The organism is Micromonospora sp. SL1-18 (genome assembly GCF_047921505.1).
GTDB lineage: Bacteria > Actinomycetota > Actinomycetes > Mycobacteriales > Micromonosporaceae > Micromonospora.
This window is the reverse complement of the sequence record NZ_JBLROA010000008.1, coordinates 21809-44440: the sequence shown is the minus strand read 5'-3', so window position 1 is coordinate 44440 and position 22632 is coordinate 21809. Positions and strand designations below refer to the sequence as shown.

Genomic DNA, 22632 nt, shown 5'->3' with positions numbered 1-22632 from the left:
ATGATGGCGAAGAGCACCCTACCCAACGCGCTGATCAGCCGACGTACGGTACTCGGGCTCGGCCTCGGAGCGGCAGGCGCCGCGGCACTGTCGGCCTGCGGTGGGGTTTCCACCACCGGCTCCGGCGGTGGCAGCGGCAGTATCACTTTCCTTTCCACCCAGTTCACTCCGGTCGAGGAACGGCAGCGGTTCGAGGCGATTCTCGGCAGCCGGGTCACCGCTGCGAAGGTTGCCTACAACCCGGTGGACGAGGGCGTCTTCGCCTCGACGATCACGTCGCAGGTCGACGCGGGCAAGGTTCAGGTCAGTCTGGTCGGCGGCCTGCACGGCCAGCTCGCACCACACGCCGGGCGCCTGCTCGACCTGGACGACCTGGCCGGGTCGCTCACCGACCGTGGGTTCGCCGCCGACGTGACCACACTCGGCAAACTCGGCGGCGGGACCACCAAGTACATCCCGTGGATGCAGGCGTCGTACGTCGTCGCGGTCAACAAGAAGGCACTGCAGTGGCTGCCCAACGGGGTGGACCCGCAGAAGCTCACCTACGACCAGTTGCTGGCCTGGGTGAAGGCCGGGCGGGCGGGCAACGGCGGCAAGCCGATCTTCGGCTTTCCGGCCGGGCCGAAGGGCCTGTACCACCGCTTCTTCCAGGGCTACCTGCTGCCCAGCTTCACCGGCGGGCAGATCACCACCTTCCGCTCCCCTGAGGCGGCGCAGGCCTGGCAGTACATGAAGGAACTGTGGGCAAACGCGGCTCCGGCCTCCACCAACTACGACTTCATGCAGGAACCGCTGCAACGCGGTGAGGTGCTGATCGCCTGGGATCACGTGGCCCGTCTGGTGGACGCCCCGAAGGACAAGCCGGACGACTGGCTCATGGTGCCCGCCCCGCGCGGCCCCAAGGGGCTGGGTTACATGCTCGTCGTGGCCGGTCTCGCCATCCCCCGCGGCGCGCCCGACGTGGATCGGGCGAAGGAGGTCATCAAGGCGCTGACCACGCCGGAGACGCAGCTGCAGGTGCTCCGGGACAATGCCTTCTTCCCCGTCGCGCAGGCCACCCCGCCGCGCGACCTGCCTCCCGCCATCAGCCTCGAGGCCACCGCCGTACGCGCCCAGCAGGAGGCCAGCGACGCGCTGGTGTCGCTGCCGCCGGTGGGACTGGGCGCCAAGGACGGCGAGGTCTCCCAGATCTTCAAGAACTGCTTCAAGGAGATCTGCCTCGACAAGAAGCCGGTCCAGCAGGTCCTCGACAACCAGGCCAAGCAGCTCAACACCATCCTCGACGAGCTGAAGGTTCCCTGCTGGAAGCCCGACCCGGACGGGCAGCCGTGCCGAGTGCAGTGAGCGTGGGTTCGGGCGCCGCGGGCCCCGGCACGGTCGGTGACGGCCAGCCGGGGGACCGCGCGCAGCCCGGCCCGGTGCCGGTGCACGAACGCCGGGCGAGGCTGCCCACGCCGGTGCTCCTGATCGCGCCGTCGCTGGTCTTCCTGACGGTGCTGTTCGCCTGGCCCATGGTCGTCGGTGTCGCGCAGGCGTTCACCGGCGACCAGGGCCCCACCCTGGCGTACCTGCGGCGCATGCTCGACGACCCGTACCTGTGGCCGGCGGTGCGCAACACCGTCCTGCTGATCGTCGTGCTGATCCCGCTCCAGTTCGCGTTCGCCCTGGCCATGGCCCTCCTGCTGCGGGCCAAGCCGAAGTTCGCGGGATTCTACTTCTACATCTGGGTGTTGCCGCTGGCGATCAGCGACCTGGCCGCCGGCCTGGTCTGGCTGTCGATCTTCACCGATCACGGGTACCTCAACTCGGTCCTGCACACGATCGGCGTGGACAGCTACGCCTGGCTGTCGTACGAGAACCCCACGTCGATGTTCGTCGCCGTCCTTCTCGCCGAGCTGTGGCGGGCCACGTCGCTGGTGCTCGTCATCATCGTGGCCGGCCTGCAGGGCATCCCGAGGGACTACGACGAGGCCGCCTCGGTCTTCGGGGCGACCTACTGGCAGCGCCTGCGGTGGGTCATCCTGCCGCAACTGCGGCCCAGCCTGCAGGTGGCGATGATCCTGCGGACAATCCTGGCCCTGCAGACCTTCGCGGTGGCGCAGGCGCTCGCCGGCCGCGACTTCCCGCTGCTCGTCGGCGAGGCCTACCGCTGGTACTACACCCTGCAAAATCCCAACGTCGCCGCCGCCATCGCCCTGGTGGTGCTGGCGGTCTCCATGGTCACCTCGATCGCGTACCTGCGTCTGCTGCGTGACCGGACGACGGAGGTGACCCGATGAACCCCGATCCCAGGCGCGCGCGGCGCCGCCGAGGCGTGCTGTTGCAGGTCGCCTGCGTCGCGGTGACGCTCTTCATGGGCGTGCCGGTCTACCTGATCACCCTCGCCGCGCTGTCCAGCCGGGAATCGCTCAACCGGTTCCCGCTGCCGTTGTTCCCCACCGAACTGTCCACCGAGACGCTGTCCCGGTTCCTGTCCACCACCGGGGTGATCCCCGGCTTCCTCAACTCGCTCCAGGTCGGGCTGTTCACCCTCGCGGCGGCGCTGCTGCTCGGCGTGCCCGCCGGTTACGCGCTGGCCCGGTACGCGTTTCGCGGACGCCAGCCGTACCAACTGTTCCTGCTCCTGACCCGGGCCCTGCCGATCGTCGTGCTGTCCGTGCCGCTGGCCAAGGTCTTCCTGACCACCGGCCTGTACGACACCACCTACGCCGTCGCGCTGCTGCACACCGCGCTCGCGCTGCCCACCACGGTGCTCATCACCTCCGCCGTGTTCTACGCCGTGCCGAACGACCACGAGGAGGCCGCGCTCATCTTCGGGGCGACGCCGCTGCGGGCGTTCGTGCACGTCGTCCTGCCTCAGGCGCTGCCCGGGATCGCGGCCTCGGCGATGTTCACCTTCGTGATGTCGTGGAACGAGGTGCTCGGCGCTGCCGTGCTCACCCTCAACCAGCGGACGCTGCCGGCGCAGGTCCTCTCGACGCTCGCCGACTCGCCGCTGGCGTACCGCTTCGCCGGTGGGTTCGCCCTCGTGCTGCCGGCGATCGTGTTCGTCGCGCTGATGCGCAAGTATCTGATCAACATGTGGGGGACGACACTGCGATGACCACCGCCAGGAGAAGCCGCGCCAGCGAGGGGGCGGTATGTCCGAGATCGTGATTCGCGACCTGACGAAGACCTATCCCGGTGGCAAGAGTCCGGCGACCGACAACATCTCGTTGACGATCGCGGACGGGGAATTCCTCGTGCTCGTCGGGCCGAGCGGCTGCGGCAAGACGACGCTGCTGCGGATGGTCGCCGGACTGGACACCCCGGACAGCGGCAGCATCTCGATCGGCGGCCGGGAGGTCACCTGGCTGTCGGCCCGCGACCGGCACGTCTCGATGGTCTTCCAGTCGTACGCCATCTTCCCGCACCTGAAGGTGCGGCAGAACATCGGCTTCGGGCTGCGCATGCGCAAGGCCCCGGCGGAGCAGATCGAGCAACGCGTACGGTGGGCCGCCGAGATCCTCGAGCTGACCGACCTGCTCGACCGCTACCCGGCCCAGCTCTCCGGGGGGCAGCGGCAACGGGTGGCCGTCGCCCGCGCGATCGTCGTCGACGCCGGTGTGTTGCTCATGGACGAACCGCTGTCCAACCTGGACGCGCTGCTCCGCCTGCAGTTCCGAGCCGAGCTCAAGAAGATCGTGCGCCAGATCGGCACCACGACCCTCTACGTCACCCACGACCAGGCTGAGGCCATGTCCCTCGGTGACCGCATCGCGGTGATGCGAGCCGGGCGCATCGCACAGATCGGCTCCCCGTTGCAGGTGTACGACCGGCCCGAGGAGCGCTTCGTCGGCGGTTTTCTCGGCACGCCGCCGATGAACTTCTTCACCGCCGACGTGCGGCGCTCGGACGACGGCACCCGGCTGCTCGTGGGCGACCAAGGGCTGACCGCGCCCGACCACCTCGGCGCCTTCGACCACCAGCCGGTGGTGGTGGGCGTCCGGGCCGAGAACATCGACGTGGCGAAGGCCCAGGCAGCGGACCGGATCCGGGCCCGGGTGGAGGTGGTCGAGCCGACGGGCGCCAGCGTGCTGCTCACCGTACGGCTCGGCGAGCACGAGCTGAAGGTGCAGGCGCCGCCGAACTTCGACGTGGCGCCCGAGCAGGACGTGTGGCTGCGTTGTGCGCCGGCGAGTCTGCGCTGCTTCGACCCCGAGACCGCACTGGCGCTGGTGACGTGATGGCTGTGATCAATGTTTCGCGAGAACTGCTCGCCGCCCGCGCGGCCTACATCCTGCGCGGAGACGACCTCGGCGAGCTGACCACAGCCGCACCACAGCTCTACCCGCACCTGTGGAGCTGGGACGCGGCTTTCGTGTCGATCGGCCTGGCCACGGTCTCCGTGCCCCGGGCCATCGCCGAACTGCGGACGCTGCTGCGCGCCCAGTGGCGCAACGGAATGCTGCCGCACATCGTCTTCGGGCCCGACGTCGACTACTTCCCGGGCCCCGACGTGTGGGACTCCGCCTGCGCCGCCGCGGCACCGCGCGACGTCCGCACCTCCGGCATCTGCCAGCCCCCGGTCCACGCGATCGCGGTGCGCCACGTCCTCGCAGCCGGCCGTCGCAACGGCGGGGCCGACCGCGAGCTGGCGGAACGATTCGCCGAAGGCACGTTCGACCGCTGGCTGGCCTGGCACCGGTGGCTCGCCGAGGCGCGCGATCCGTCCCGCCGCGGGCTCCTGGAGATCTACCACAGCTGGGAGTCGGGCATGGACAACTCGCCACGCTGGGACTCGACGTACGCCAATGTGGCGCCGAAGGTCGACCTGGAGGTCCGGTCGCGGCGGGACCTGCAGCACGTCGCCGATGCCAGCCAGCGGCCGACCGACGCCGAGTACCGGCGCTACCTGTGGTTGGTGCACCAGATGCGCGAGGCCCGGTACGACGACGACGCGGTACGCGAGACGGTGGATTTCCGGATCACCGACGTGTTCATGTCCGCGATCCTGGCGCTCGCCGCCGACGAACTCGCCGAGGTCGGCGACGAGTTCGGCCGCACCGACGAGGCCGCCGAACTGCGGACGCTCGCCGCCCGGTTCCGGGCCGGTGTGCTCTCCACCGTGTCGGACGAGACCGGCCTGGCCCGCGACGAGGACATCCGCGCCGACACGTGGGTGGAGACCGAGACCATCGCCGGATTCGCGCCGCTGCTGTGCGGCGCCGACCCGTCGGTCGTGCGCCGCCAGGCGGCGTTGCTGTCCGGCCCGCAGTGGTGCGACCACCCCGCGCTGCGGTACGCCGTACCGCCGTCGACCTCGCCCACGTCGCCGGCGTTCCGTCCCCGCACGTACTGGCGGGGCCCGCAATGGCCGGTGATGAACTGGTTGTTCTGCTGGGCACTGGAGCGGCAGGGGGTCGCCCCGGCCCTCGCCGCACGGATCCGCGAGGACTCCCTGCGGCAGTTGGCCGATCTGGAGTTCGGGGAGTACTACGAACCGCTCACCGGGGAGGCGCTGGGCAGTGCCCACCAGTCGTGGACCGCTGCCGTGGCCCTCGACTGGACGCTCGGCCCCGCCGCCTAGCAGGGCCGGTGGCCGATGTTCCGCTGCCGTTGGCCCATTGCTCACCTGGCATCCCACCGACATGTCACCAAGATCCAAGAGCGTCGGCAGCTGCGTACACCTGCGCATTCCTGATGCCTCCCGCTGCGAAGGATGCCGACCTTGTCCCACCACGAAGACGATCGTTCCTCCATCTCCAAGCCGAGCCGCCGCCAGTTCCTGATCCTGTCGGGAGCGGCCGCCGCGGCGACCTCGATCGGCGCTGCCATCCCCACCGCCGCCACCGCCGCGCCCGGCGGTATCGGCAACCTGCCCGGCTACCCATTCACGCTCGGCGTGGCCTCCGGCGACCCACTGGCCGACTCGGTCATCCTGTGGACCCGTCTCGCCCCGGATCCGCTGGCCGTCGGGTCCGGCATGCCGCCGAAGAAGATCCCGGTCCACTGGCAGGTCGCCCACGACGAGGCGTTCACCCAGATCGTCCGCGAGGGCGAGGTGTTCGCCCTGCCGGAGTACAACCACAGCGTCCGGGTCGACGTTCAGGGACTCGCGCCCGACCGCTGGTACTTCTACCGCTTCCAGTGCGGGCCGGAGTTGAGCCCGGTCGGCCGCACGCGGACCCTGCCGGCCGCCGGCGCCCAGGTCAACTCCTTCACTATCAGTCACGCGTCCTGCCAGACCTGGCAGACCGGCTACTTCACGGCGTACCGGTACATGGCACAGGACGACATTGACCTCGTCCTGCACCTCGGCGACTACATCTACGAGGGCGCGATCACCGCTGCCGCGCCCCGCGGCGGAACCTTCGTGCCCGATGAGGTGCGCGCCGCCGCGAACACCGTGGACCAGTACCGGCTGCGCTACTCCCTGTACAAGCTCGACCCTGACCTACAGGCGGCACATGCCGCGTTCCCGTGGGCCATCACCCGCGACGACCACGAGGTCACCAACGACTACGCCGGCGGTATCGACCACGGGCAGAAGCAGCTCGCCCGACGCGCCGCCGGCTACCAGGCGTGGTGGGAGAACACCCCCACGCGTTGCGCTCCGCCCGTCGGCCCCGACCAGCGGATCTACCGCCGGTTCACCATCGGCAGCCTCGCGCAGCTTGACCTCCTGGACAGCCGTCAGTACCGCATCGGCGACAACGACCCGCTTGTCTCGAAGCTCGGCAACGAGCAGGAGGCGTGGCTGATCGACGGCATCAACTCGACCGGCGCGACGTGGCACGTGTTCGCGCAGGGCCAGCAGCTCGGTGGCGTCAACCAGAACAGCCCCACCCGGAACCGGATCTACCGCGCGTACAACGACCGCCAGGTGTACCCGGTCATCTTCTCCGGGGACCTGCACTGGACCCTCGTCCAGGATTCACTTCTCTCGGTCCCGGATCCCACCAGTGCGATCGTCGGCACGGAGTTCATCGTCACATCGATCACCTCGACCGGCGATGGTCCCGGCGACCAGGCCACGAAGGACAACTGGCTCAAGCGTCCGTGGATCCGGTACGTCGACGGCTACCGCGGCTTCATCCGCACCACCTTCACCCCGACCGGCGCGACGGCGACTCAGCGGAACGTCAAGTTCGTCACCCGGCCGGACGCCCCGACCTGGGACGCGCAGAGCTTCTACATCGAGGCCGGACGCCCCGGTGTAAAGCTGGTCTAGCCCCGCCCGTGCCAATTCCGGCGCACCCTTCGGCACAGATGCCCGTACACGGCCTGGCCGGATACGGCCGGACGAAACAAGATCGGCCCCCCACCCTGCTGCAGGGTGGGGGGCCGAATACGGTGCCGTCAGTTCACCGTGACGGTGGCGGTAGCGCCCATCGCCCCCGCCTGCACGGCGATCTGCACCGTTCCCGTGCGGACACCCGTCAGCATTCCTGACCGTATGTCGAGCACGGCGACGACCTTGGGGCTCTTAAGCGCCTGCGACAAGTCCTTGTCGTCCTCGACGACCGCCAGGTTCATGTCGCCGGCCCACGTTGCCGACATCGGGTAGCGCAGCGGCACGTTACGCCCGCCCTGACCCTCGTCGATCGCGTTGGCCGTCACCCGCGCGGTCTCACCGACCGTTACCTGCTCCGGCGCGTGCAACTCCACCCGGGTCAGCACCGGCCGCACGTCCGCCTGGAACCAGCCGAAGCCCTGCGGGTCGGGCTGATCCGGGTTGACCTTCGCCCGGTTCGGGTCGATCGTGACCAGCGACCAGGCAGCGAACCCGCCATGGCCGGCGTCGCCGTACGGAACCTTGCCGACAACCGGCGCGTTGAACTCCAGTACGCCGTCGGCGCGCCGTACGTGCGCGGTGTGCGCGTGGCCGGTCACCAGCGCGACCTGCTTGCCGGAGCTGGCCCGGAACTCGGCCAGCCACTGCTCCAGCAGCTCCGCCTCGTACGGGTCGGACAGCTGCGACGAGCCGGTGCCGGTCGGGTCGAGCACCGGGTGATGCGTCGAAACCACCACCGAGGAGATCGACGGATCCGTCTCGGCGGCGTCGAGCTGCTCCCGCAGCCACGGCACCTGCGACCAGTCGGACCGCCGCAGCGAGGCGAGCGTGCTGTTGAGCAGGATGAACCGGGTGCCGGCGTGGTCGAAGACCTGCCGGGTCGGGCGCCCGGTGGAGGCGGCGAACTGGTCGAGGGTGCCGGTGGCCGTCGAACCCGACTCGTGGTTACCGACCGCCCAGTGCAGCGGGATGTCCGCCGGCAGGTGCTCGCTGAGCAGCTGCTGGAACAGGGCGAAGTCCTGCGGCCGGTTGCTGTCCACCCCGTCTCCGGAGAGCAGCACGAAGTCCGGCTTGGCCGCCACGATCTCGTCGAGCGCCCGGCCGGTCTGCCGGTACGCGTACGACGTGGTGCCGCCGTCGGCGTTGACGTGCGTGTCGGAGAGGATCGCGAAGCGCCATCCGCGCCGGCCCTCCCCCGCCTGCCCGTCGGTCTGCTCCAGCACCGCCGGGTCCGGCTGGTCCGGCACGTCCGGCACGTCCAGCGCCACGCCGACTCGCGCGTCGAGCAGAGCGAGGTCAAGCTGGCCGACGTCCCGCTTGTTGGTGTCCGTCTCCACCACGTAGATGCGGCTGAGCGTGATCGGCGCGCTGAACCCGGTCGGGATCGGGCCCTCGACGCGCTTCCATCCGGTCCAGTCGACCTCGGTCGCGAAGGTGAACGGCACGTTCGTCGAGCCCTGCGACGCCATGGTGGCCCGCATCCAGTGCTTGTGCCCATCACCCTTGATCCACAGGGCGAGACGCTGCGCGCCGTCCGGGATCAGCAGCGGCGTCTTCGCCACCGCGTACGCCGCCGAGGTGCCCGCCCGCTGATTGGTGAAGTCGTACTTGAGCCGCAGGCCCTTCTCGCCGGGCGCAGCACCAGGACGGTCACTGGTATCGACCGAGGCGACGCCGGCCGTGGCGAGCACCGCCGCCGACGACCACTGGGTGGCGTCGGCCAGCGACGACAGCGGTACGTCCTTGAGGCCGATCGTCACCGGGATGCGCAGCACGTGCCCCTGCACGGTCGCGGTCACGATCGTGCCGCTGCCGTCGGCGGCGTCCAGGCCGCTGATCCGTACCGTGCCGTTCGGCTGCGGGCTGACCGTCAGCACCGACTTGTCGTAGTCGAACGTGAGGTCGCGCGGCTCGATCGGAGCGCGGAAACCCTCCGCGTCGACGCCCGTGACGGTGATGTCGCGGTGGTCGCCGGGCTCGAGGGCGAGCGCCTGCACGTCGGCCTCGAGCTGGTCGAGGTCACCGAGCACCCGCAGGTCGACCGCCTGCCGGACGCTGCGGTACTGGGCGAACAGCTTGCCGCTTCCGCTGTGGAATCCGCGTAGCCCCCGCTCGGCGTCCGGCTTGACCAGGTCGGCCGGCACCGACTGCCACTTCACGTCGTCCAGCGGCGCCGGCCCGTACGTCTCGTCGTAGCCGGCCACGGCGACGTCGCGGGACAGGCCCGGGAAGACCCGGTCCGAGCGCAGCCGCACGTCGATGCCGCGCAGTTCACCGGAGCCCTCCGGTGGGATCAGACCGATGCCGTTCGGCACCGGGCGCATGTTGCCGTCGGACGGCACGTTGGTGACGCTGACCTGCGAATCGCCGTGGCGGCGGGTCACCAGCTGGGTCGAGCCGCCACCGTCGAGCATCACCGCGTCAACGGCGCCGACCGCCTTCATCCGGTCGGCGAGTTCCCAGGCGGTCAGGCCACGCGAGCGGCTGGAGCTGCCGTCCGCCACGTACACGAGCAGCTTCCCGTCGGCGGTCCAGCCGACGGCGGTACGCGGCTTGAGCGCAGGATTGTTGGTGTCGCCCGGGTTGATCGGCTGGGTCACGCCGTCCCGCAGGATCACCAGGTGCGCGCCGAGCGCCAGCGAGTACGGGTTGGGCGCGTCGGAACGAGCGTGGTAGTCGACCGTGACCGGCGTATCGAGGGCGGTACCGGCGAGCTCGTTGGCGAGACTGCCGGCGGCGAGGAGCACGTACCCGTCGCTCGGTACGGGCTCGGCCGTCTTGGCCCGGCGCACCTCGGTGACCTTGCCCTGCTCGATGACGAGTTCGACGACCGAGCCGCTGCTGCTGACGTACCCCCGGTCGCCCGGGCCCCACTTCGGCGTGTAGAACACCGCCGAGTTGGCGGGTACGCCGTTGCTGTTCAGGCCGCCCAGATCGAAGGTACGGGTGCCGACGGTGGCGCTACCTTCGAGGAACATGTCGGTGATCTGGCCGACGCCGGCCGCGTCGAGCCCAACCATGGTGCCGCCGGAACGGTCCGCTTTGATCAGCTCGCCGTCCTGGACGGCACCGCCGATCGGTGCGTTGGTGCCGTTGATGGCGAAGAAGTCGCCGTTGGTGCCGGCGACCGCGCGGGAGGCGTCCGCCAGCTCGGTGGGCACCATTGCGCCGCTGACGCTCTCCGCGAGCAGCTTCGGTTTCGTCGGGCCCTTGAGGTCGGTGGTGAGCAGAAAGCTGTCCACGAAGCCGGCGCTGTCGTAGCTGCGGTCGCGGCTGAGAGCAACTCCGGGGGCGAGCTTTTCGACTCCGTGGCTGACCGGTAGCCAGGCGGAGTCCGTAGCGGGCGGTGCGGCGGCGGCGGCGGCGAGCATCGCACCGTCCTCGGGCGGTACGGGTACGACCGGGCCGCTGGGTGGGCGATGTCCTCCCTTCTCGTGCTCGTGATCGTGGTCGACGTCGGAGCCGTTGGCAGAGGCCGGCAGTGGGCCGGCGCCGGGCAGCACATTCGGAGGTGCGCTCAGTGGCGCGGCGACGACGGCGAATACGGCGAGCAGCCCGACAGGACGGCCTAACCGCCGGTACGAGGGATGGTGAGCCATGCCAGGAACATTAGGCCCCCATTCACTCTTGTCATACGAAACTCTTGGCGAAGTTTGATCTCTCTGGTGGGGCCACGCCATCTCCGACAGCAACAGCGCGGCCCACTGATTTCAGGTGCTCGTGCCGCGAAACGCTTTACCGGTAGCTCCACACCACCGGCCGCGCCTTGTAGATGGCCGCGCCGGGGCGGTAGCGATTGCCGACGTACGAGCCGTTCAGCTTGTAGAGCCAGACGTTACCGTTGCCCCAGGTGCCGTCCGAGTTCTTCTTCGTCACCTTGGTGGTGACCACCAGGCCACCAGCGTGGTTGCCGACACTCTTGATCTGCGAGTTGTCGATGTAGCCGCTGGCCCGGCGCAGCGTCCCACGGTTGATGTTGTAGGTGTAGACGTGACTGGTGGTGCTGAGCCACAGCTCCGCCGAGGTGCCGTAGACCGGCGAGAGGTCGTGGCCGCCGGAAGGCGTGGTCCGGCAGGACTTGTTGGTCAGCGTGGGACTGGTCGCGGTGCCGCCGACCTTGTAGCTGCACAGTCGGGTACCGCCGAGCGCCCACAGTCGGCGCGTGCCCGGTTCCCAGAGCACGGCGTGCGCGCTTGGGAACGAGTACGTCCGGCCGCTCGTCCTCCCCTTGCCGTACGCCGTGAGCCTGCCCGAGGAGGAGGCGACCACCACCGCGCCGTTGGGCAGCAGTTCGATCGCGTGCGGATTACCGCCGGGGCTCGCCGTCCACCTGGTCTTCCGTGTCGAGTAGTCGATGATCGCGGCTCGACCACCGGATGCGGTGACCAGGACGACGTTGCGGCCGCCGTACGATCGGAACTTCACGTCCGACAGGTTCGACCAGGCAGCGGTTCGCGCCGGGCTCCAGGACCAAAGTGGACTGCCCTTCCAACTGCTGGAGCCGAGGCTGAAAATCTTCACGCCGCTCCGCTGATCCACGATGGCGACCCGTCCGGTCGCTGCCTGGGCCGATGCTGGCATGGCGACGGCGCCACCGAACCCGACCGCGCATGACAAGGCCACGAGGCCCAGCTTCCGTAGCCGATGAGCCCACTTCTCGTTGATCTCCATGCTGGCGTCAGTCCTCCCGTGTGCCCAATCAGGGCGATTTGACTAAACCAACCCCGAACGGTAGCTCCAGCAGCGTCCACCTCAAACAGCCTTGTCCGCTTGTCGACATGCATGCCCGGCGATCGATCGATGTCGTAGCGACGGGCATGCTCTGACTGCAAAGCCCGGAGGCCCAGGTCGACGCGTCGACCTGGGCCTCCGGCGGATAGCGGCATCATCACCGGGTGACGGTCGCCTCCAGGTGGTAGGGGTTCGCGAACTGCGGGCTGGTACGGCGCGCCTCGACGACGAATTCCCAGACGCCCGCCTTCGGGTTGGTGTAGGTACGGCTCAGCGGGTTACACCCGTAGCCGTCCAGATAGTTGGCGTAGCAGTAGATGGTGCCCGCGCCCGACCGTTCGCCGTTGACGCCTTCCGGCGTGAACGCCCACCAGCGGGTCTGGCTGTCCGCGGCCAGGCCGGACAGGTTCACGGTCATGCTGTTGGTGCCGGCTGGGACCGCGACGCTGTAGACGATGGTGTCGTTGCGGTTGACGGTGCCCTCCGCCGACCAGGTGCTGCCGGCGACGAGCGGAGCAGCGGCCGCGACCGCGAGCATCACCGACCGCTCGACGGCCTGGGTCTTGGGGTTGTCGACGGTGAGCACGGCGCTGTGGACGCCCTCAGTGGCCGGGGCCGCGGCCACCTGGACGACAGTGGGGACATTCTTCCCCAGGGTGACCGTCTTCGGCACGGTGAAGGTGCCGTCGTTGCCCTTCAGATCGAGGTTGTAGGACAGCGCCGCGTCCGGACCGCTCGTGCGGGTCAGGGTGACCTCGTACGTACGGGACTCGCCGACCGCCTGGCCGCCGCTACCCGGCGCGCAGTTGTTGAACAGGCCGCTGCCGGTGTTCGGCTGGACCAGTTGACCGGAGAGGGTGGTGCAGACCGGCGCGGAGGCCGTGACGGTGTCGGTGTCCGCGACGCCCTTGGCGAGGTACTGCCACGCGTGGATCACATTGAACTGGCCGCGGCCCTGTGCGATCGCCGGCTCGTCCTTGTTGAAGTCGGCGGTCGAGTAGATGGCGTTGCGCAGCTCAGCCGGGGTGGCACTGATGGCGTTCTGCCTGGCGGCGGAGAGCAGCAGCGCGGCGGCACCGGTGGCCTGCGGGGAGGCCATCGAGGTGCCCTGGAGCATGGCGTAGCCCACCGGCAGGGTGTAGCCGGTGCTCGCGACCGGGGGCTCGTCGATCCAGCGCGGGACGGTGGCGATGGCCGCGCCGGGCGCGGTGATGTCCGGTTTGAAGCCGCCGTCCTCGCGGGGGCCACGTGATGAGAAGGGGAAGACGGCGTTGACCCGGTGCACGAAGGATCCGTAGTTCGCCCACCAGGTCTGCTTGGAGACCGACGCACCTACGCTGACGACCTTGTCGGCGAGCGCCGGGTCACCGACGGTGTTGGTGCCGGCCCCGGAATTACCGGCGGAGATGAACATCTGGACGCCGGTCTGATCGATCAGGCGGTTGTAGAGCAGGGCCATGGCGCTCTGACCGTCGTTGAGGGCGGGGCTGGAGCCGATGGACATGTTGATGACGTCCACGCCGTATTTGGTGGCGAGGTCGATCATGCCGTCGGTGAGGGCGGCGGAGGAGCAGCCGCCACTGGTGCAGGCCCGCATCGAGACCAGCTTGGCCCCGGGTGCCTGGCCGTTCATCCGCCCGCCGAACATTCCGTTGGCGGCGGTGATGCCGGCCACGTGGGTTCCGTGGTCCACCTCGATCGTGTTGATGTTGATGCCGATGTAGGTCGGCCTGAGCTGCTTGACCTCGACGGTGAACGGCTGCCGTTCGTCGATGGGGGTGGCCGGGTTGTCGGTGCCGAGGTAGCCGATCTGGTGGTTGACGCGGTACGGCCTGATCAGCTCGTCCGGGGCGAAGACGTGGTCGTCGTCGGTGTCCACCCAGACGGAGCCGTCCGTCGCGCAGAAGGCGATGCCCTGGTAGCCGGTGAGGGTCTTGTCGGCGAGGCGGATGCCGCTGTAGAGCCTCGTCTTCAGGTACATGTCGGCGCAGCCGGCGTCCGGCAGGGTCCAGGTGATGTTCTGCTTGACGGCGGTCGGCCCGGTGACCCGGTCACTCGACGTGCCCGACGTGTTGACCAGCGTCCAGGTGTTCTCGATGAACAGCAAGTCGATGAGATTGAACGGATCGGTGCCGACGACCGTGTCCACCAGCTTGCGCTCACCGGTCGTGGTGGTGGCCAGCGCCGGATGGGTCGGGTCGATCCCCGTGTCCATGATGCCGATGGTCACGCCCCGGCCGTCATAGGTGGGATGCTCGGTCTTGAAGGCGACCGAGCCGGTTTCGCCGGTCGGCATGTACGGGTTGTTGTCCGGCGTCGATGCGGTCGGGGCGGCCGGGAGGCCGCCGGAGCCGGCGCCGGCACCCTCGGTGCCCGCATCGGGTGTCGTTTCCTCCAGCTTCAGAAGCTCGTCGGCGTCCACCCGGAGCACGTTGTCCAGGGCGACGACCTGGTCCACGAGGGCGAACGGCACGTTCACCTTGACGTAGCCGATCTCCGGGTCGGTCCGGGTGACGTCGGCACCGAGTTCGGTGAGCTGCTGGGCCGCCGCCTCGGTGGTGCCCGACTTCACGGCAAGCATCAGGGTGACGAAGTCGGGGGCCGGCTGGCTGGCCCTGGCCGGGACGGCCCGGGCCCGGTGCTGGGCGGCGTACTTGGCGATCAGGGCCCGGTCGTGGCTGCCCAGCTTGTCGGCGACGGGGGCGGCCGTGGGGTCGGCGTGGGCCGGAACGGCGGACAACGACAGTCCGCCCACCACGAGGGTGGCGGCCAGTGCCGCGACGGCGCGTCGCGCACGCCGCGATATGGGTACGACAGGGGACGTCACTTTGGGTCCTTTCAGCGGCGGGATGTGCTGATGCCGGACACACTGCCATCGCAGGCCATCGATCATCAGGGCCTGAGCTGGCGGTTCATTGCCATGACACAAATGCGCCACCTGCTGGGCAGGTCGTTGTGCTGTCACACGCCGCTGCGGCCCGGAGGTCGGGTCTTTAGATCCACTTTCGCCGGGCGGCCTGCCATCCCAGCTGGATCCGGCTATGCACGCCGGCGATGGCGAGGAGTCGGTGCACCCTGCGCTGGACCGTACGCATGCTCACCCCCAGCTGTGAGGCGATCGCCTGGTCGGTGTAGCCGGCCAGAAGCAGCGCCAGCAACTGGCGGTCCTCGGCTGCCAGCGGTCCGTCGGCTGCCGAGGACAGCGCGGCGGGCACCGGAAGCGCCGATTCCCAGATCCGATCTGCGATCCAGGCAAGGCAGTCCACGATGGGGCGGGCGTGGATCACGAGGAGCATGGGCTGCTCGGACGCGGGACCGGATGAGGCGATCATGGCCTGCCGCCGGTCGAAGACGGACAGCTTGAAGGGAACACTGGCCACCCGCATCTCCTCGCCGAGCGCCGCCCATTCCTCGAGCAGCAACGGGATCTGCGGGCTACCCGGGTCCAGCAGGTCGCGGTCGTACACCACGCGGTAGCGAACCCCGGCCCGCAGCGCGTCCCGCTGGCCGACGTTGTCGGTGGCCGGTACGGCGACAGCCGGCCGTCTGACGAGCGAGCAGATTTCGTGGGTGGCCTCGCGCTGCAGCATGCCGTAGCGCTCGGCCATGGCTCGGGGTCCCTCGACCATCTCGACGGCACCGGCACCGCGCCAGGTCGAGTCTCGGTCTTGGAAGCGCTCGGTCAGCTCCGCGATGACGGCCTGCGCCTTGCGCAGTTCGTCCATCCGGCGCAACGCCAGGAGTTTCAGGGTGGGGTCGGGCGGCGCCGCCCGGATCACGCCCGCCGGGTCGGCCGGAAGGTCCGTCAGCCCCTTGGCCACGAGTCCCGCCAGTGCTCGGCGTACGTCCTGTTCGGGCAACCCGGTCCGCTGGGACAGCTCCGCCACGTCGGCCGCGGGCCCGGCGGCGAGCGCCAGGTAGACCTGCTCCTCGCCGGGTTCGACGCCGACGGCCTCCAGCATCCGGTTACCTCCACCCCGCGTGCCCTGATCATGGGCAAGTTGTGGATGGGCAGCAGTTTAGCCAGCATTGCGCGTATGCCAACGTCCCGTCCGCACGGGCGAGACCACCGGTCCGGCGTTCGGCGGGAACGAACCGGCGGCACCCGGGCGCTGGTCTCAGACTGACTGGCCGGGCGCCAGGTACCGGTAGCCGTTGTCGGTCTCCTCGGTGAGCCAACCGTTGATGCTGCTGAGCCCGCGATCGTTGACCTGGGCGTCGTGTATGGCGAACGCCCGCTGCGGTTTGATCGCCTTGACGAAGTCGATCGCCTCCGCCATCTTCATCCACGATCCCTGGGCCGGGACCAGCAGCGTCTCGATCGGCTGCTCGGGGACGTACAGCGAGTCACCGGGGTGGTAGACGGCCTCGTCGATGACGTAGCCGAGGTTCGCGCAGTCCGGTTGGCCGCCGTAGATGAATGCGTGACGGCCGCCGACCGCCCGTACGCGGAAATCGGCGGCGGTGAAGTCCTCGTCGGAGGAGACGCCGGTGACCTCCAGGCGCGGAATGTTTGCTTCGGCGGGAGCGTAGACCGGCACGCCGAGCCCGGCCAGGCGAAGGACGTCGACATGGTCGGTGTGTTCGTGAGTCACCAGCACCGCGTCCGCGCCGGCCAGGGCGGCTGGCTCGCTCCACGTGCCGGGGTCGATGACGAGCACCCGGCCGTCGTGCTCAATCCGTACACATGCGTGGGTGAATTTGGTGATCCGCATGGCGTATAAACGTACGCCGGCCGCCCGCCCGGGAGTCATTCCTCGCGCGGCCCCGTCACGCCCAGTTGTGCCGGGCGGCGTACCAGCCCAACTCCATTCGGGTCTTGACGCCGGCGAGGTCCATCAGATGGCGCAGACGACGCTGCAGGGTCCGCAAGGAAACGTCGAGCTGGCTGGCGACGACCTGGTCCGTGAGTCCGGCCAGGAGCAGTGCCAGGATCTTCCGGTCGAGTGCGGTCGGGACACCCGCGTCCACTGCGGTGGCGTCGTCATCGGGCAGCGCGTCCAGTGCCGACGCGTCGAGCGGGTGGGCGTGGCGCCACACGATTTCGAACAGCGCGTCCATGGCGGACAGCAGACCGCTGCGGTGCAGGAGCACGGCGCCGGGCTCGCCGCCGGATTCGACGGTCAGCGGCACCAGACCCAGTTCGGCGTCGGCCAGAATCAGTTTGATGGGTAGCGACTCGACCACCCGTACCTGGACGCCTTGGCGCAGTGATGCGACGGTCTCGGCGATCATGCCGGGTTCGGCGAGCGCGGCTCGTTCGAGCACGACCCGGTACTCCACCCCGCGGTCCATCATCACTGTTTCCAGGGTGTTGGCGCCTGGGGGCACGGCGACGAAAGGCGCGGTGACGAAGTTTCGTACCTGGGTCCGGGCGGCGTGCTGCACCTGCGCGAACCGGTGTTGGATGCCGTCGACTCCGGTGACCACCTCGATCAGTTCGCTGATGCTCCGTCCTGCCATCGCCACGCGGTGTTCCTCGGCGAGGGTGACGAGTGCGAGCTCGGCGGTGTGCAGGCCGTCCCGCCGTTCGCTGATCAGCGCGCCGAGCGCGACTGCGGGCGGCGCGGCCGAGAATTCGCCGTCGGGCGTGCGCTTCACCAGCCCGTCCGCCATCAGTTGCGACAGCGCCGCGCGGACCGTCCCTTCGGGCAGTTGCGTGGTATCCGCGAGTTCGGCCAGGCTGGCCGCGGTACGCCCGACCAGCCTGCGGTAGACGCACTCCTCGTCGGTGCTCAGTCCCAGCGCACCCAGCATCGGCGGACGCCTCCCCTCGACCCGTCGCTGCGGTACGAGTATGCGCCTCCCTGAGTGATCTTGGAAGGTTGCCGATGGCGGGTGGTGGGACGGGGTGGGCCCCGGGACGTTGCCGTCCCGGGGCCCTTCGAGCGGTCTCACCGCAGGCCGTACGCCCGGATGATTTCCTGCTTGATGCTGAAGCCGGCGTCGGTCGTGCCGGTGGCTCGCACCGAAACGAAGCCGCCCGGCTGCTTCGCCAGCTTGAGCGCGCCGCTCCACCAGCCGGCGTCCTTGCTGAGCGTCACCTGCTGCCAGGTGGCGCCGTCGTCGTACGACACGTCCAGGGTCACCGAGGTGACGTTGCCCGTGCTGGGGCCGCCGCCCGCCTGGGGGATCGGCTTGAGGCGGATCTGCTCGGTGGTGCCGGCCTTCACGTCACCGTGCAGGTCGGCGTCGAGGCGGTACTCCATCTGCAGCAACGCAAACGGCTCGAACCTGTCCGACGTGTTGGAGCTGGAGACAAAGTCCCACTCGGTGTGCGTACGGGTCGACAACCGCCACTGCTCCGCCGGGCGGGACGCGTCCAGCACCAGGTGGTAGGGAAGCGTGCCGGCCGGCACCGACTGCCACTGCATGCTCGACGAGAACCTGTTCTCATACAGCAGCCGGTCGCCCTGGTAGAGCTTCATGTTCTCCGGCACCGAGCCCCAGTCCAGGTTGCCGCCGTGCTCCAAACCGTCCCCGGACGGACTCCACGCCTGGATGTTGATGGTCATGTTGTCGCGGTAGCGGCTGTTCTGCACCGCGAACGCCCGGTTGAACGCCGGGCGGATCGCCGGGGCGAACCAGTCCTGCCGGGTGGTGCTGCCCTGGGCGTACGTGTTGCGGTTGGCCGTGTCCGTCCAGCTGCCCTGATCGTGCGACTCGTGCCAGGCCTGGTCCGGCGTGACCCACTCGGTGCGGGTGGCGGGGTGCCACTCCCGCTCATGGCCTCCGAGAGACGGGGTGAAGGTCATGTCGTACCGGTAGCCGCCGCCCTCCATCCCCTGCGTGATGTTGTAGTAGCGCGCGTCGATCCGGGCGAGCTCCTGGCGGTTCGGGTGGTAGCTGAGCGGCCGGTCCGGCACCTGTCCGGAGTAGTTGCGGGTCAGGTCGTAGACGTAGCTCGCGTACGGCACCTGGTTGGTGATCAGCGGCAACGTGCCGGCCTTGGCCAGAGCGATCAGCTGGGCGCCGGCGTCGCGGTGCACGGTGGCGACCGGGATCGGGGACGTGCCGACCCATTCGTTGAGCACGCCGACGCCGTCGTTGACGACCAGCAGCAGCTTCGCCCCGGCGGCCGCTGCGGCGGCGGCACGATCCTTGGCGCTGACCGCGTCGCTGCGGGTCACCACCACGGCCTTGCCCTTCGCGTCGAGCGTGGCGTAATCGCTCGCCGCACCGGTGCCCGCGTAGACCATGGAAAGAGTTTCTCTGCCTGCGGTGAGCGTGCTCCCCGGCTGGACCGTGACGTCCGCCGACGGCAGGCCAGGGACGTCCACGCTCAACTGCGGCTCGCCCTTGCGCCACCGGGTGACCATCGTGAACGACCCCTGGGTGACCTGGTCGGTCGGCGTGACGTAGAGGTCGTCGTACATCACCGGCACCGCGAACCCCTCGCGGAAGCTGTCGCCGGTGGAGTACTTGACGGTGTAGTCGAGCTTGCGCTGCCGGTCCTGGCTGCGCTGCGGCGTGGTGGTGTCCAGCCGGCGGGCCTTGCTCGCGTCCAGCACCACCTCGGCACCGGAGTCCTTGAGCACGGTCTCGGGGTCCACCAGCAGGGCGAGACCGAGCGAGTCAGGCCGCTCCCCCGGCACGTCCAGCGTCGACTCGACGGTGTAGGTGCCCGGCGGCATCCGCAGCGTCGTCTCACCGTTGACGTTCAGCAGCCACGGATAGAACTCGCCGGCCTTCTTGATCACGACGGTCGAGGCGGCGGGCTTGCCGTCCCGGCCGACCAGCTTGACCTTCAGGTCGTAACGCTCGTCCTCCTTGAGCAGACCGAGGGAGGTACGCGTGACCGCGGTGCCCGTGGCGGCGTCGGTGCCCACGAGGTAGCCGGTGTACTGGCCGGTGCCCGGCTTCGTCGGATCGCCGGTGACCGGGACAGTCGCGTTGCCGCCCGCGGGCACCGTCACCGAGGAGGCACCCAACGAGAACGGGCCGTTTCCGGTCATGGTCAGGTTGAGGGTGACGCCGGTGCTGCCCGAGTTGGTGAACGTCACCTGCTTGGTCACCGGGGTGTCGGTCGACTCGTGCGGCCAGTTGAAGTTGCCGAAGAACACCGAGCCGGTCGCCCGCACGCCCGTGCGGACGGCGGCGGCGACGTCGAGCCGGCCAGTGCCCACCTGATACGGCGTGTACCCCGCGGCCAAGCCCTTCGCGCTGCTCATCAGCGCTTCCTTGAGCTGCGCGCCGGACCAGTCAGGGTGGCGCTGGGCCAGGATCGCCGCGGCACCCGACACGTGCGGAGTCGCCATCGAGGTACCACTGATCGTCCAGTACGAGCCGGTGCCGGTGGTCATCTGCTGCGAACGCGCGGCCGTGATGTTGACGCCGGGGGCCGTGATGTCCGGCTTGAGGGCACCGCTACGCACCAACGGCCCGGTGCTGGAGAAAGACGCCAACCGGTCCTGCTTGTCGACCGCGCCGACAGTCAACGCGCTCGCCGCGGAGCTGGGCGTGCCGATGCTCTGCGGCCCCGCGTTACCCGACGCGATGACGAACAGCGTGCCGTACTGCGCCGACAGCGTGTCGACCGCGACCGCCATCGGATCGGTCCCGTCGGACAGCGTCGGGTCGCTCAGACTCATGCTGACCACATCCGCGCCGGACTCGGCCGCCCACTGCATGCCCGCGAGCACCCAGGAATCCTGGCCGTAACCGTCGTTGCCGAGCACCTTGCCGACAATGAGATCCGCGCCAGGCGCGACGCCCTTGTACGTGCCGCCGGAGGCCGCGCCAGTGCCCACGATCGTCGAAGCGACGTGGGTACCGTGCCCGTTGACGTCGGCCGTGTCCTCGTTCGGCACGAAGCTGACCTTGTCATCGACCTGGTCGACCAGGTCGGGGTGGCTGGCGTCGACCCCGGTGTCCAGCACCGCGACCTTGACCCCGTGGCCGTCGTACCCGGCCGCCCACGCCTCGGGCGCGCCGATCTGCGGCACGCTCTCCTTCAGGCTGGCGGACACCCGCCCGTCAAGCCAGAGCTTCGCCACCCCGGCGCCGAGCGTGGGGCTGGACCCGGAGGCGGCCGGTGCGACGGTGGTCCAGAAGGTGCGGACCTGCTTCTTGTCCGCCGCCAGCGCTGCGGCGTCGACCTGCCGCAGGTCGCGGACCAGCTTCGTGCCCCGGGGAACGGCCGGCTTGGCCGCGCGTGTCTTCGCCGGCGCGTACGTGGCGATCAGTGGGACGCTCGCGGTCTTCGCGTCGTCGTACCCCATCTCGATGAGATCGGTGACGTTGAACAGTCGCCGGTCGAGTTTGTTGGTGGACAACAGGGGCAGGGCCTCGTCGGGCAGGACGAACAGGTCGCCGCCGCTCTCCTGCAGGTGAACGCCGCCGGTGGCGTTGTCGGGCCGGTCGACATCGACCGTCTCCGCGCCGTCGGCGGAACTGGTCACCGTGACCACATCGCCGGTGATCAGAGTAATGGTGTGCGTGGACCTGGTCTCGGCCTTGGGGGCCGTACCGGGGCTCGCCGCGACCGCGGGCGTCTGGATCGCGGCGAGTCCGCCAGCGACCAGTCCCGCCGCTGCCGCCGCCGCGATCAACCGGCGCCGCGCCCGGCCAAACTCAGAGGGTTGCAAGGGGAATGACATGCGAAACGTTCTATCCCCGCCGTAACAGCCAGGTGAATAGCTGGCGCTGGCGGAGTCGCGCCACGGCACCACTCCGCCACAGGCAGACGCCGGCCCTGGACGGCGGGCGCACCTGGGCGTAGCTCAACCAGATCGGTCAGGGGCGGACGGCCCGCACCGCCCAGACGGCTCCGGGGATACGGACGCCCTCCGATGTCTCGTACACCGAAAGCCCCTCCCGGAGTTCCTCTCGCGTCCGTTCGATGACGGCCTGGTCGACCCCCACCAGGTTGAAGCGCACCGGTCCCTGGCTGAGGATGAACTCCGCCGCATCGGCGGCGTCGCGGCCGTAGTCCATCAGCGCTTCGACGGGAGCGACGCTCACGTCGGCGAACCCGGCCTCACCCAGTACCTCGTGGATGCGGGCCGGATCGACCAGCGATCCCATCCCCCTCACGGCGGGCGACGGTTCGCGCATCAGCGGCCCCAGCGCCGCGGTGGCACGGGCGTAGTCGCTGTCGGGGGTGCCGCCCTGCGGACCCATGAACACTAGCCGCCCACCTGGCCGCAGCCCTCCTTGGATGTTGGCGAACGCGGCCACCAGGTCGCCGAAGAACATCACCCCGCCACGGCTGATCGCGACGTCGAAGCCGCCGTTGGGCAAGTGGTGGACCTGGGCGTCGCCCTGCTCGAACCGAACGTTGGTGACGCCCTGCTCCGCCGCGTCGGCTCGGGCGCGTTCCAGCATCGGCGCCGAGATGTCGACGCCGACGACGTGCCCTCGGCACGCCTGGCGCGCTGCCAGCAGCGTGATCTGCCCCGTACCGCAGCCGATGTCGAGGACACGGTCGTCCGCATCGATCGCGGCGACTCGGAAGAGGTCGTCGTTGAAGGCGGCGACGATCGCGTTGTAACGAGCGGGATTCTGCGCCCAGTGGGCGCCTTCCCAACCATTCCACGCCTCCGCGTGCTGGGTGTTGGCGATGCCGTGCATGGGTCCTCCTCCTGCGCCTCGTGTCACGGCCACTCACGGCGACCAATGACTAG

At 69.4% G+C, this 22632-nt stretch carries 14 protein-coding genes; 6 read left to right on the top strand and 8 right to left on the bottom strand.

What is annotated here, in order from left to right; genetic code table 11:
* Window positions 1-3: 3 nt before the first annotated feature.
* From ACNAW0_RS05455 to ACNAW0_RS05430, 6 genes are all read left to right on the top strand, one after another.
* On the top strand, window positions 4-1344 hold the full coding sequence (locus tag ACNAW0_RS05455) for an ABC transporter substrate-binding protein (RefSeq protein WP_416286600.1): 1341 nt from the start codon (window positions 4-6) through the stop codon (window positions 1342-1344).
* A 2-nt stretch (window positions 1345-1346) separates the two neighbouring features.
* A complete protein-coding gene (locus tag ACNAW0_RS05450) occupies window positions 1347-2279 on the top strand; it encodes a carbohydrate ABC transporter permease (protein WP_416286599.1) in 933 nt (310 codons plus the stop codon).
* Window positions 2276-3103 carry a carbohydrate ABC transporter permease gene (locus ACNAW0_RS05445; RefSeq protein WP_416286598.1) on the top strand — a complete coding sequence of 276 codons (828 nt, stop codon included), beginning with the start codon at window positions 2276-2278 and terminating at the stop codon, window positions 3101-3103. The genes ACNAW0_RS05450 and ACNAW0_RS05445 overlap by 4 nt, the downstream gene beginning before the upstream one ends.
* Window positions 3104-3140: 37 nt before the next feature.
* On the top strand, window positions 3141-4226 hold the full coding sequence (locus ACNAW0_RS05440; protein WP_416286597.1) for an ABC transporter ATP-binding protein: 1086 nt from the start codon (window positions 3141-3143) through the stop codon (window positions 4224-4226).
* Window positions 4226-5569, top strand: a complete 1344-nt coding sequence (gene ggh, locus ACNAW0_RS05435) for a glucosylglycerate hydrolase (RefSeq protein ID WP_416286596.1) — start codon at window positions 4226-4228, stop codon at window positions 5567-5569. Before ACNAW0_RS05440 ends, ggh begins: the two co-directional genes overlap by 1 nt.
* Before the next feature lie 141 nt (window positions 5570-5710).
* On the top strand, window positions 5711-7213 hold the full coding sequence (locus ACNAW0_RS05430) for an alkaline phosphatase D family protein (RefSeq protein WP_416286595.1): 1503 nt from the start codon (window positions 5711-5713) through the stop codon (window positions 7211-7213).
* Window positions 7214-7341: 128 nt separating this feature from the next.
* Here ACNAW0_RS05430 and ACNAW0_RS05425 read toward each other — a convergent pair whose 3' ends face one another.
* The 8 genes from ACNAW0_RS05425 to ACNAW0_RS05390 form a co-directional block, all read right to left on the bottom strand.
* Entirely contained in the window at window positions 7342-10875 is a 3534-nt protein-coding gene (locus ACNAW0_RS05425) for a phosphodiester glycosidase family protein (protein WP_416286594.1), read from the bottom strand.
* Window positions 10876-11011: 136 nt separating this feature from the next.
* Complete coding sequence (locus ACNAW0_RS05420; RefSeq protein WP_416286673.1) at window positions 11012-11857, bottom strand: DUF6528 family protein; 846 nt, start codon at window positions 11855-11857, stop codon at window positions 11012-11014.
* Between the two features lie 307 nt (window positions 11858-12164).
* Window positions 12165-14834, bottom strand: a complete 2670-nt coding sequence (locus ACNAW0_RS05415; protein ID WP_416286593.1) for a S8 family serine peptidase — start codon at window positions 14832-14834, stop codon at window positions 12165-12167.
* Between the two features lie 166 nt (window positions 14835-15000).
* Entirely contained in the window at window positions 15001-15969 is a 969-nt protein-coding gene (locus ACNAW0_RS05410; RefSeq protein WP_416286592.1) for a helix-turn-helix domain-containing protein, read from the bottom strand.
* Window positions 15970-16125: 156 nt separating this feature from the next.
* Window positions 16126-16722 carry an MBL fold metallo-hydrolase gene (locus tag ACNAW0_RS05405; protein WP_416286591.1) on the bottom strand — a complete coding sequence of 199 codons (597 nt, stop codon included), beginning with the start codon at window positions 16720-16722 and terminating at the stop codon, window positions 16126-16128.
* A gap of 55 nt (window positions 16723-16777) precedes the next feature.
* A complete protein-coding gene (locus ACNAW0_RS05400; RefSeq protein ID WP_416286590.1) occupies window positions 16778-17764 on the bottom strand; it encodes a helix-turn-helix domain-containing protein in 987 nt (328 codons plus the stop codon).
* A gap of 137 nt (window positions 17765-17901) precedes the next feature.
* Complete coding sequence (locus ACNAW0_RS05395; RefSeq protein WP_416286589.1) at window positions 17902-21606, bottom strand: S8 family peptidase; 3705 nt, start codon at window positions 21604-21606, stop codon at window positions 17902-17904.
* Window positions 21607-21742: 136 nt separating this feature from the next.
* On the bottom strand, window positions 21743-22579 hold the full coding sequence (locus ACNAW0_RS05390) for a class I SAM-dependent methyltransferase (protein WP_416286588.1): 837 nt from the start codon (window positions 22577-22579) through the stop codon (window positions 21743-21745).
* Window positions 22580-22632: the final 53 nt, after the last annotated feature.